This window comes from Paenibacillus sp. J22P143 (genome assembly GCF_059692035.1).
Genome location: NZ_JCAUAQ010000002.1, coordinates 271875 through 283567 on the forward strand (window position 1 = coordinate 271875; position 11693 = coordinate 283567).

General features: G+C 44.4%; 8 protein-coding genes and 1 pseudogene. 6 read left to right on the forward strand and 3 right to left on the reverse strand.

Annotated features, from left to right (window positions below; genetic code table 11):
* Positions 1-93 precede the first annotated feature (93 nt).
* Together AC58PQ_RS04980 and AC58PQ_RS04985 are read left to right on the forward strand one after the other, a co-directional pair.
* On the forward strand, positions 94-327 hold the full coding sequence (locus tag AC58PQ_RS04980; protein ID WP_497240865.1) for a hypothetical protein: 234 nt from the start codon (positions 94-96) through the stop codon (positions 325-327).
* Complete coding sequence (locus AC58PQ_RS04985; RefSeq protein ID WP_497240866.1) at positions 328-609, forward strand: hypothetical protein; 282 nt, start codon at positions 328-330, stop codon at positions 607-609.
* A 143-nt stretch (positions 610-752) separates the two neighbouring features.
* On the opposite strand, the gene AC58PQ_RS04990 is transcribed toward AC58PQ_RS04985, so the two are convergent.
* Entirely contained in the window at positions 753-2186 is a 1434-nt protein-coding gene (locus AC58PQ_RS04990; RefSeq protein WP_497240867.1) for a SpoVR family protein, read from the reverse strand.
* Positions 2183-3340, reverse strand: a complete 1158-nt coding sequence (gene yhbH, locus AC58PQ_RS04995) for a sporulation protein YhbH (RefSeq protein WP_497240868.1) — start codon at positions 3338-3340, stop codon at positions 2183-2185. The genes AC58PQ_RS04990 and yhbH overlap by 4 nt, the downstream gene beginning before the upstream one ends.
* A 219-nt stretch (positions 3341-3559) precedes the next feature.
* On the opposite strand from yhbH, the gene AC58PQ_RS05000 reads away from it, so the two are divergent.
* The 4 genes from AC58PQ_RS05000 to AC58PQ_RS05015 are packed head-to-tail and all read left to right on the forward strand — an operon-like array spanning position 3560 to position 11273.
* Positions 3560-4606 (forward strand): Wadjet anti-phage system protein JetD domain-containing protein, encoded by a 1047-nt coding sequence (locus AC58PQ_RS05000; RefSeq protein ID WP_497240869.1) that lies wholly within the window; start codon positions 3560-3562, stop codon positions 4604-4606.
* On the forward strand, positions 4594-6120 hold the full coding sequence (locus AC58PQ_RS05005) for a replicative DNA helicase (RefSeq protein ID WP_497240870.1): 1527 nt from the start codon (positions 4594-4596) through the stop codon (positions 6118-6120). The genes AC58PQ_RS05000 and AC58PQ_RS05005 overlap by 13 nt, the downstream gene beginning before the upstream one ends.
* Positions 6104-6865, forward strand: a complete 762-nt coding sequence (locus tag AC58PQ_RS05010; RefSeq protein WP_497240871.1) for a DUF6063 family protein — start codon at positions 6104-6106, stop codon at positions 6863-6865. The genes AC58PQ_RS05005 and AC58PQ_RS05010 overlap by 17 nt, the downstream gene beginning before the upstream one ends.
* Positions 6849-11273, forward strand: coding sequence for a coiled-coil domain-containing protein (locus AC58PQ_RS05015; RefSeq protein WP_497240872.1), 4425 nt, complete (start codon positions 6849-6851; stop codon positions 11271-11273). Before AC58PQ_RS05010 ends, AC58PQ_RS05015 begins: the two co-directional genes overlap by 17 nt.
* A 240-nt stretch (positions 11274-11513) precedes the next feature.
* Here AC58PQ_RS05015 and AC58PQ_RS05020 read toward each other — a convergent pair.
* Positions 11514-11688 (reverse strand): annotated as a pseudogene (locus AC58PQ_RS05020) (DUF444 family protein); the annotation flags it as partial.
* Positions 11689-11693: the final 5 nt, after the last annotated feature.

Here is an 11693-nt window from a genome sequence, read left to right on the forward strand (position 1 = left end):
TTCAGCTTCAGCACTGAATGTGGTATAATGCAAAGCATAGAATATGCTGACGAAGTCATGTTTTCTACGAAAACATTTAAGGAGGCCAAGCTCATGCAATTCAGTCTCAAAGCTCCAGACGGCAGTGTCATTGACTCTTATTTGAAAGACCACAAAGAGTTCATCCGTATTGCAGGCATGGAGTATGAAGTCTATAGCCCTGTCGATGAGTTTGATTCCGATCCGGAAATCCGACAAATGATCGAGGCTTCCGAGAAAGATTTAATCCAAGGGAAAGTTTATTCCACTCAAGAGATGGTTGAAGCGATTAAGCGTGGTGAATTGTAATTGATCGTTCAATGGACCGAAACGGCGCGAAATCGATTTCGACAAATCAAGAGCGATCATTACAGCGAGCTGGAAACCATCGAATATAAGATCAATTTAATTCAGCGAGTGGAGCAGAAGGTCACTAGAATGGGAACAATGATGCCCTCGCGTGAATACCGCGACACCTATTACTGCATAGTGGACCACTATATTGTGTCCTACAAGGTGTTGGATAACGGTGAGCGATACGTGATTACCTCGTTCAAGCACGGCGCCATGAAACGTAATCTAAAATATTGAATGACAACCGGCTCATAGGTGAGTCGGTTTTTTTTGCCCGAATTTTAAAAACCTTGGCCATATGAAGCCCAGCTACAACAAAAAACCTCAACCCTCACGCATCCAACGTGGTGGCTGAGGTTATTTTTCATTTCCAATCCGAGTTACAAAAACCGCCGATGATGCTTCTTCCCATCAAAGCTAAACAACACCGGTTTATCCTCCACAACTGTATGCATATGAATGGTCTTTCCCCACAGCTTATAAATATACGGCAGCGTTCGCTCCACATACTTCAGATCCAGTTCCACACCTTCAAAAGCGTGCTTCAAATACAACTCGCCGTTACGCTGGTAATCCCCGTCTTCCACCACGATGTAGGGAAAACCGCCATTCACCCTGGAATAAATAAGCTGATCGCGCGTATTTTCCCACGTTTTATCCGTAATTTTCCACTCAGGGCCCTTCTTCTCAAACACATACAGGTCTAACTCTTCAACCAACGGTTTATTCAAATAATTACGGATGAACGAGGTATCAGATTCGTATTCACGTACTTCAAAGATCTTCTTCCTGCCTTGCCCAGGTTTTCGTCCGAATCTGCGAATTTCTTCGTCCGTCGGCGCATCCCAGTGCTTCTCGATGTCTTCAAATATTTTCACGCCCAGATAATAAGGATTCAATGAATGACGAGAGGGAACGACGACGGAGGAGTTCAGCTTGGAGTACTCGATCGTTTCTTCCTCGGTCAAGTCCATTTCACGCAGGATGTGCTGATGCCAGTATGAAGCCCAGCCTTCGTTCATGATTTTGGTTTCGAGCTGCGGCCAGAAGTAGAGCATTTCATCGCGCAGCATGGTCAAGATATCACGTTGCCATTCTTCCATGTAGGGGGCATTCTCTTCTATAAAAAGAAGAATGTCCTTCTCCGGCTTCGGCGGGAAACGTTTCGTATCTTCTTTATCCAGTGAAACGAGAGGTTTGTGTCGGCTATCTAAATCCCATAAATCCTCATACCCGTAGGTAGCTTCCAACCGTACCGCTGGTGTAGCCGCTTTGTTGTTTTCTTGGCGTTTGCGAGATTGGCCATACGTTAGCGTTAGTACAGGATCAATGTGCTCTTGGATGGCAAGTACGGCGTCTATGAATTGTTCAACCTCATCGATCCCGTACTGAATTTCATATTGGTGAATGCGCTCGGCCGTGGCGGACATGCTCTCCACCATATTACGATTCGTTTTGGAGAAGCGTGCATTATTTTTGAAAAAGTCGCAGTGAGCCAACACGTGCGCGACGATGAGTTTATTTTGAATCAGGGAATTTCCGTCCAAAAGGAAGGCGTAACAGGGGTCCGAATTAATGACCAATTCGTAAATTTTACTGAGTCCAAAATCGTACTGGGTCTTCATGCGATGAAAATTTTTACCAAAGCTCCAATGACTATAACGCGTTGGCATGCCATAGGCACCGAAGGTGTAAATGATTTCTGCCGGACAGATTTCGTAACGCATGGGAAAGAAGTCGAGCCCAAAGCCTTTCGCGATCTCCGTAATTTCATCAATGGCATATTCCAACTTCTGGATTTCGGATTTACTCACTGTGCAGGCACTCCTTCCTGTTTGGTGAAAAAGGTTTTCAACGCTTTATACACTTCACCTTTCTCACGGATGACGTAATGCAGGAATTTCGGATTGTTAATATGACGGAAGGCGGACATCAGCGTAGAGCTGCGGTTATATTGATTCACTTCCCCGTAGCCAAACATGTTCGACCGTTCCATTAATTGCGAGATCAGCTTTACACAGCGCTCGTTATCCGAGGTTAAATTATCGCCATCTGAGAAATGAAACGGATAAATATTAAACTGAGAAGGGGGATACCTTTTATCTATAATATCGATGGCTGTTTGGTAGGCGGAAGAACAGATCGTCCCTCCGCTTTCACCTTTGGTGAAAAACTCTTCCTCTGTAACCTCTTTCGCCTCTGTATGATGGGCGATGAACACAATTTCAACATTCTCATACTTCGTGCGCAAGAAGCGAGTCATCCAGAAAAAGAAGCTGCGGGCTATGTATTTCTCGAAGGAGCCCATGGAACCAGAGGTATCCATCATGGCAATAATAAGCGCATTGGAATGCGGTTTCTCGATCTCTTCCCATGTTTTGAAACGAAGATCATCCGGGCTGATGTGATGAATACCTGGTGAGGTGGAGCGAGAGTTGCGGCGCATATTTTCCAGTATCGTACGTTTCTTGTCGATGTTGGACATGATCCCTTTTTTACGAATATCGTTGAAAATAACTTCAGTGGTCGTCATGTTCCGTTTCTCTTTTTGCTGTAAATTCGGTAGCTCAAGCTCCGAGAATAACATCGCTTGTAGCTCTTCCATACTCACTTGGGCTTCGTAATAGTCTTCACCGGCTTGATCACCCGCGCCTTCTCCTTTACCTGGACCCTGTGCAGGCTGTGGATCTGTTCCCAATACATCGCCGACTTGTGAGTCGCCGTCTCCTTGACCAACATGCTTGCCTTTGTTGAAGTTATAACGGAAGCGGTATTCATCCAAGCTTTTTATCGGTACCTTCACGACTTGTTTACCGTTGGACATGACAATGCTTTCATCTGTAACCAGATCAGGAAGGTTCTGTTTGATGGCTTCTTTGACCTTCTCTTGATGTCTGGTTTGATCTTGGTATCCTTTGCGGTGGAGTGACCAATCCTCTTTGGAAACGATAAATAAGGGCTCTGTCATGGGGACACCTCCTTGGCGTTTATGATAAGCAGAACGCTAATCAGACATAGGGAAATAAAGCTTGTTATTAAATATATTCAAGTGCGCGGGGGATATGTGGTGAATTGCGGTGGGAATTTATCTAAAAAGAAGGTAATATTTTCTGTCACCTTACATGAACTGTTCAGAAGTTAATTTCTGATATAATAGAACTATCCCACTCTATTAGGAGTAATGATCATGGATCCCATCACTCAGATACGCACATATTTACAATCAATAAAGAAAGCCACAGTTACTCTTCATGAATTAGAAGTCCTTTTTCAAGGTCAGCTATGTACCTTTGACCAATTCTCTCAGTCGGTACTAGAGCTGGAAGCAGAGAAAATAATAGAGATGGTTAAGAGTAACGGGAGAACAAGTAAACCACCATTTCTTGCCTACCAATATAGAGTGCAGAAGAAGCGGTTAAAGGAAGATACAAATAAGGATATTCACCAAGCTAGACTGCTTCTGCATTCTGCCATTCAACTGGATAGCTATTATTCGTTAGGAGCTGACATTTGGGAGCGAGATAGGCCCTATATTGAACGGATCGATATTTATTTGAAGAGGGGGATGCTTCCGAGCACCCCTGTACCGGCGCCGGAGAGAAGTTTTGAGCTTGTAGCAGATGAAAAATGGATAACAGAAAAGCAAGGGAAAGAGCTGCTGACTCGAATTGGCTTGTGGGACAAGCTACTGATTATTCCTGTTGATGATCCCGTGATGTTTGCTGTGAATCCATATCGTTTAACGAGTGAGGTTCATAGGCATCTGATCGTTGAAAATAAAACAACGTATCAAGCACTTCTGCAGGCATTGCCGGATGTCCCGTTTACTACATTAATTTTTGGTGGCGGCTATCGTATAACGAAAAGCATAGAGCTGCTGCCGATGCAGCTTCCGCTCAGGGATGCTGCGCATGAATTCTACTATTTTGGTGATATAGATAGAGAAGGAATTTCTATATGGCATTTACTCAATGAGCGTGTGCTTGCTATTTTTGGCAGACCGGTTAGTCTGGCCCTTCCCTTTTACAGATCATGTTTGAGCATGGAGTTTGCTTACGGAAAAGAAAACCATCGTAGCAATGAGCAGGCTTTGCAAGCATTTGTATCTCATTTTACGGAGGAGGAACACATGAAAATTATCCAGTGTTTAGCAACGGGCGGCTATTTTCCCCAAGAAATATTACCTACCCACGAGCTTTGCAGGATTTGGAGGCACACATCATGGACTACTTAGAAATTGGTCAGGTGATTTCCGGGTTTCGGGAACGTATGACCAAGCTGGCGCTTTTTGATCCGCTCTATGAGCTTCAAAGAAAGCGCCAAACGGATCGACAAAATAAACCGATTGATTTCATGGAGCTCGGGCTACTGACGCTGCTTTACTTCTTTGAACAGAAGTTGATGCGAAATAACAAGGCAGGTGTCAAAGACTTAGCCGAGTTTCTTTTAAAGGTGACGGGGATTTTCATTGATTTGGACGATGTCGGATTTGAGGATCTGGCTAGGCAGATAACGCAAGTATTTCGTCCGACGACAGGGAAAAAACGGGATTTTACGTTTATGAATTGGGAATCCGGTCAGACGGAGCATATTTATATTTCGATTCTGAAAGCGAATGCCTTCGATTTAAAAACGAATACGCAGTACTACACGCTCGACGAGGATGGGTTGGAGCTTATTTTTGCGACCAAGGAATTTTATACGGAATTCCAATTGTCGATTCACCAACTGGTGCTCCGCAAGCAATTGGAAAAGGGTGAGTTCGAAGGCGCACTGCGGCAAATTAATGAAATGCGGATCGACGTGGAAGCTCTGCAGGAGCGGATGGTTAAGCTGGAGCATGAGTTAAAAAGAAACATTGTGTCGGAAGAAACGTTCGGACGTTATAAAGGGTTGCTGGAAGATATTTATTTGCGATTGCAAATGGAGAATGAGGAGTTTGAAGAATTACGACAATTCGTGAAAGAAACCAAGGATCGCGTTCAGGCGGAAATCGTTAGACAGGCAGATCAACGACCTTATGAGTTAATATTACGCATATCTAAGGAGTTGGAGAAGGTACATGGTGAGCATTCCGTTCTTTTTCACCAGAGTATGGTGTTGAAATCACATGCCTTGGGTGCAGCGCAAGAATCTTTATATTATACGGGACTCGATTCCTTTAATTTCGATCAGGATATTGCTTCTCTAATTTTTAGTACGCCATTGCCTTTAGATACTATGAAAGGTGTAATAGCTCCGTTCTTATCGATTCAGGAGACAAAGATGTGGTCGCCGTTGACGGTGTGGGCCGAGCAAAATATGCTTGAAGACAGTAGCGGACAAGAGCGGGATGACAAATTTCTTGAAATTGGCGAAGACAGCCATGAATATCAGTATCAGACGATGCAGAAAAAGTTGTACAAGCTTCTGATGAAACAGCTTTTGCAAATGATGGAAGAGCAGGTCCAGGTTGAATTGAAACCTTGTATAGAGCTGTTCGAAGCGTCCGAATATGCAAGTCTGTTGGGCGAGAGAGCCTTCTATGATTTTTGGATTTATCTGCATCAAAGAAGCCCCCTTCGGGCGGTGGATATGGATAAGCATCAGAATGAAGAGCAGGGAACATTGTTGGAAGATATGTATGCACTTCTGGGGAATCGCTGCTTGGTCGTTGTTGAACAAAAGGACATGATTAAGGTGAATGATAAGTTTAGTATACAGAATATGTTGATTTCGTGGGGAGAACAGGATGACAATCGGACTTGAAAATGGAACAGTAATGAAAGCATTTCGGATCTATACTTTGCTTGCCCGTGATAACGAGGTGGGGAAAGAGTGGCTTCAAGCCTACATGGCGGACGACGTGGTACGAGGACTTGTGGATCAATTTGCGCAAGAAGTCGATTGCGTCACGATCATTGCCGGCGAACAATTGTATATGATTCCTGAGACTAGGCTATCCCCTTTTCATTTGAATAATGAAGTGATTAAACGAACGTATCTTCGGGCAAACGCCGTGAATGCGGATCTTTATCTGATGTATGTCAGTATCATTGTACTCATTGGCGCTTTCTATGATAGCTATCAAACGATGGAGCCCACGAGAAGTTTTATCGGGATTGAGGAGTGGACAGCGCTTGTGAATGAGCGTATTGCGTTATTGAAGACACATCCTGAAGCAGAATTAAAAGAGATGGAGAAGGAGTTTTCGTATAATTGGACGGCTTTAATTGAAAAATGGAGTGCCATGGACGATATCAAGGAGACGGCTGCGAAGCAAAGCGGGAATACGATCAGCCGGGTCAGCTTTATGGATTCTGTCCGCAAGTTTCTTATCGCGCAAGAACTAGTGATCGATATTGGCAATCAAGAAATTACATTGACCGAAAAGGCTAAAGTCGTTGTGCAGCGTTATTTTATGGAATTGGAGTATAACCGCGGTATTTTGGAGTTTTTATATCAAAGCGATGCACTTGAGGGGGAGGGAAGCGAACATGCCAGCGATCTCTAGAATACGGTTTACGAATGTCGTCTACGAGGATGGAAATAAGCGTTACAACGACGAATTATTTCATTTCGATGGGCAAAACGGCGCGATTTTGTTGGAAAATGGAGGAGGCAAGACGGTTTTTATCCAGTCTGCTATTCAAGCCATCCTACCGCATGAGGAGCTAGCCGGACGTAAAATAAGAGATACTTTAAGTCTCGAAAATGGTCCTGCTCACATTGCGATCGAGTGGATTCTAAGTGAACGGCCTCGGAGATATGTAGTGACATGCATCAGCTTGTTTTTGACAGCAACAGGGATTGATTCGTATCGGTATGTGTATGACTATCCGGTGCTTGATCCGGATGCCATTGATCGGATTCCTTTCGTTAAGGAAAGTGCGGGCAATCTTCGAGCAGCGGATAGAGGCGAAATTCATGATTATTACCATCAGATGACGATGAAAAGAATGAATGCGAATATGCCACAAACGATAAAAGAATACAAAAAAATATTGGAAAACGACTATCACATTATCGCCTCAGAGTGGGAACGTATTGCGAAGATCAATAGCTCAGAGGGCGGTGTGGAGAGCTTTTTCGATGATTGCAAAACGACGAGCCAGTTGTTTGATCGCTTGTTGATCCCAACGGTAGAAGATGCCATGGCCGGATATGAACAAGGCGAGTTCGCGAATAATTTTGAAATGCACAGGGACGGCTTCAAAAAATATAAAGAATTAAAAGAAAAAATCGAAGAAAACAAAAAAATACTCGTTGAATTGGACCAGTATGTGCTTCGTTATGCCACGATGAATACGAAGCAGGTGGCTTATGCAGCTGCGCAAGCTGAAACGAAGGCCTATTGGCTGCTCGTCAATGAGCAGAAAAATGAGGAAACCGCGAAGCTCTCACAATGGCATCAGATGATGTCGGCATGCGATGAACAATTGCAGGGTTTGGCTCGGAAGAAGGAATCGCTGCATATTGCGAAGCAAAAGCAGGAGCAATCTGTCTTAGAAACGAAGCTCAGATTGGTTGAGGACGACGTTGAGTTTAAAGAAAAACTTGTACGAAGTGCTAAAGAAAGTTACTATTCGTTGCGTTTGGCCGATTACAGGCAGCGGTGGATCTCTGCCGAGGAGCGCATGAACTATGTGCAGCGGGGACTTGAACAATTCGGTCGTACCCAAGAAGAGGATGTTCTGCGGAACGCGTGGGTCCAGAATGGCGGGCAAATTCGCAGTATTTACAGCAAGCTTGAGCAGGAGTGGCAGGCTGAAGAAGAGAAGCTCAGTCAGGAAGAAGTTGCTCATCAGAATAGGTTGAACCTAGAGGAAATGATCCTGCGTGATCTTTCGAGCGAATTAGAGGCATTGAATAAGCAACTTATTGAACATAGATCCATTGTGCAAGCCCGCGAGAAAGATAGAGACGAACTGAGAGCCAATGTTTTGGCCAATCCGGCCGTCGAGAGCATGGAGGGCAGCATGACGGACTGGATTCAGCGTTATCAGAAATTGGATGAGGGTAATGTTCAACTGGTGCAGAAGAACAAGGATTTAGCATTTGGTAAAGAGGAGAGTGAGAGACAACTGGTAGGCGTGAGTGAAAACCTCAAGACCGCCTTCGTGGAGCGTGCCAGTGCAGAGTATAAGCTCGAATCTTTTAAAAAAGATCAGCAATCCATGCTTGAAGAAATCGCTTCGTACAGGTCTTCATGGGGGAGACTCTCGTCTGTTTATGAGAAGCAGAGTTCGATTGAAGAACGGCTTAGCGAGGATATTGCCAAGCTTTTGCTCGAGAAGGAAGCTTACTTGCTGAAAGAACGTCTAGCTTTTCGCTATATCGATGATTATAGCGCTCAGCCTATATTTTTTGCCGATGTCTATGTGGCAGGCTTGGTGGACAAGTGGAGAAACCAGTTCACGTTATTGGAGACAGGTATTCAATATTTGCAGAGTTTGAAATTAACCGAGCGGGCGATGACGCATCCCCTATGGTCCGTCACGTTGATTACGACGGAAGGTGAAGTTGGGTTAGTCACAAGTAAGCTGCGGCAGTATGCGGAAGATTTGCAGTTCCCAATTCAGGTGATCTCTTCTCAGGAAGCGGCGCGTCTGGCCAATGGTGATACACCGGTGGAGGATAGCGCATGGGTTGAACCGCAGCATTGGCGTGATAATGCGGAGTCGGCGGAATTTGACAGCTGGAAGCATACGGTCTCTCAAAAAGGAGAGGAAGTTCGGACAGCACGCAAAGAAAAGGAAAGTGATCTGCAGCGTACTTCTGATCTTCAAGCTGCTTTTAGCCGATTCCTATTGGCATATCCGCTTGAGGTTGTGCAAGCAATGGAACGGCGAGTGGGACTTACACGTGAATCTGTACGTGAGCTAGAAGGCCAAGAAGATGCCATCAAGAAATCCATTCGTCAGGTAGAGCAGGTGATTCAGCAGCATAATGCCGTCCTGGACGAGCAAAAAGAGGAAATGGTTCAACTCCAACAGTGGATTGAAAAAGGGCGGAAGTATGTCGAGCTGGGTAAAGAAATCGCGACGTTGAACGGGGTGATCGACCAACTTGCCCAGCAGTCTGACGATCAGCAACATAAGCTGGAGGGGAGACGGCGCTCTATGGAGCAAGCGAAGCTGCAGAGCGAATCCGTGAAGGGTAGAATGAACGCTTTGAGAACGGAAAAAGCGAGTCTGCAGAGCCAAGATCTGTATATTGAATTAGGGGATATGCAGCCCATTGAAGCGAACCATAGCTTAGATTGGTTGAAAACAGAGAGAAAAGATTTGCATCTCAAGCTCAACCATATTTCCCAAGGACGCCAACAGCTTGAAACGGAGTTGAAGCATGCCCAAGCTAGCAGAACATCGTTGGAGCGGGAGATGAGCAAGCTCCGCTTGGAACAAGCGGACCTGAATTTGAACGAGGATCTTGCCTTCTCTGTGACGGGTGAAGATCAGATGTCGCAGCTATTGTCCGAGCTCAAGGAACACGAATCAAGGTTGAAGCGCGATAAGGAAGAATTTGCAAGGGTCGACAAGCTATTTAATGAACTAGCAACGAGAATTAAATTACTAATTGAGCAGTATAGTGATACCCATGCGGGTGAACTTCCACTAACCTTCTCGGAGTCACTGAGCGCAGAGGATGTACACGTCCAAAGTGAGGAGACACGTCTACAACAGCAGAAATCGGGCTTGCAGCAGCAATATACGCAAATCCAGGCGCAATTAAGTAAAATCGGAGACGTGATTGATTACTTAAATCAATACAAAATCTTACACGGGTTTGAAAATTCACTCATTCAGGCCGCCTTTATCACACAAGAGCAAAAAGCAGAATTTCCGTATGACAGAATGAAATGGGTGCGGAAATCAGTGGCGTTGCTAATCGCCTTGATGAAAGAACTGGAAGCAGAAGAGTTAACCGTGAAGAAGGCTAGACTGCATTTTATTGATTTTTGCCGGAAACAAATTAAGGATGTCAAGATGAGAGATATGGCTGAGCAAGGTGTCGAGAACAAGGACAACTATCAGGATCTGACACAATTTCAGCACAAAATGCACAGCCGAATTGAACGTGTCAATCATGTCGCGGAAGAGACAATGCGTACACATAATCAGCAACTCGAGCAGTATATTATTCATGTGCATAGTCATTTGAAGCTGATCGCGTCCGAACTTCGAGATATTCCGAATAAAACGAGAGTTAAAGTCGAGGATCAGTGGAAGCTCATTTACTCCTTTCTCATTCCTGAATGGGATGAACTTGAGGCGAAAGATCATCTGCGCAATTATCTGGAATGGATTTTGACCGAGCTGGAAAAAGGCCATTACCGCGATGATAACGATCAGGAAGTGAAATCAACGGTTCGGAAGGAGCTTGAAAAATGGTTGGATACCAAGCAGCTTCTGCAGATTGTTCTGCAAGAAAAAGTTATGAAAGTATCGTGCCGTAAAGTCACCAATGAGAATAACGTAACGAAGGCTTCCTTCTCATGGGAACAGTCTAATAATTGGTCAGGCGGGGAAAAATGGAGCAAGAATATGACGTTATTCTTAGGATTACTGAACTATGTCGCTGAAAAACGTCAACATATTCAAGCGAACATGAAGCGACATCGCACCGTGATCCTGGATAATCCCTTCGGGAAGGCATCGAGCGACCATGTATTAAGTCCTGTATTTTTTATCGCTGAGCAGCTTGGATTTCAGATCATAGCACTCACTGCGCATGCGGAAGGCAAATTCCTCAAGGACTATTTCCCAGTCGTCTTTAGCTGTAGGCTCAGACAAGCTGCCAATGGAAGCAAGCTGGTCATGACCAAAGAAAAGGAAATCAATCAGGCTTATTTCCGTGATCATGCGCCGATTTCGCTAGAGCGGTTAGGAGATGTTAAACAGATGGAGTTATTCATTTAACAGCGTAAGTGATTAATGATTTGAATTCTTTCTGATCGTCTGTAATTACTTATTACTGTTCTTCAAGAAGAAGATCATCTTTCCATTAGTTCTGAAATTACAGCGAATCCAGAACTTAAGAACATGAATTTGATTTCATTTCTCAGGTTGTTTTGGAAAAGTAAATGCCCCATTGAATCACAAAAAGTCTGCTTAATCTCCGCGGCAATGTAACGGAGATCAAGCAGACTTTTTAGTTACTTCTGAAATGCCCATGGAAACAGAGGTATCCATCATGGCAATAATAAGCGCATTGGAATGCGGTTTCTCGATTTCTTCCAATGTTTTGAAACGAAGATCATCCGGGCTGATATGAACGTTTCTTGTCGATGTTGGACATGATTCCTTTTTTACGAATATCATTGAAAATAACTTCAGTGC

Bases quoted from the DNA above. Each gene is read 5' to 3' on its own strand.
- AC58PQ_RS05000 (WP_497240869.1), top strand. From the start codon at position 3,560: ATGGATCCCATCACTCAGATACGCACATATTTACAATCAATAAAGAAA.
- AC58PQ_RS05010 (WP_497240871.1), top strand. From the start codon at position 6,104: ATGACAATCGGACTTGAAAATGGAACAGTAATGAAAGCATTTCGGATC.
- AC58PQ_RS04980 (WP_497240865.1), top strand. From the start codon at position 94: ATGCAATTCAGTCTCAAAGCTCCAGACGGCAGTGTCATTGACTCTTAT.
- yhbH (WP_497240868.1), bottom strand. From the start codon at position 3,340: ATGACAGAGCCCTTATTTATCGTTTCCAAAGAGGATTGGTCACTCCAC.
- AC58PQ_RS05005 (WP_497240870.1), top strand. From the start codon at position 4,594: ATGGACTACTTAGAAATTGGTCAGGTGATTTCCGGGTTTCGGGAACGT.
- AC58PQ_RS05015 (WP_497240872.1), top strand. From the start codon at position 6,849: ATGCCAGCGATCTCTAGAATACGGTTTACGAATGTCGTCTACGAGGAT.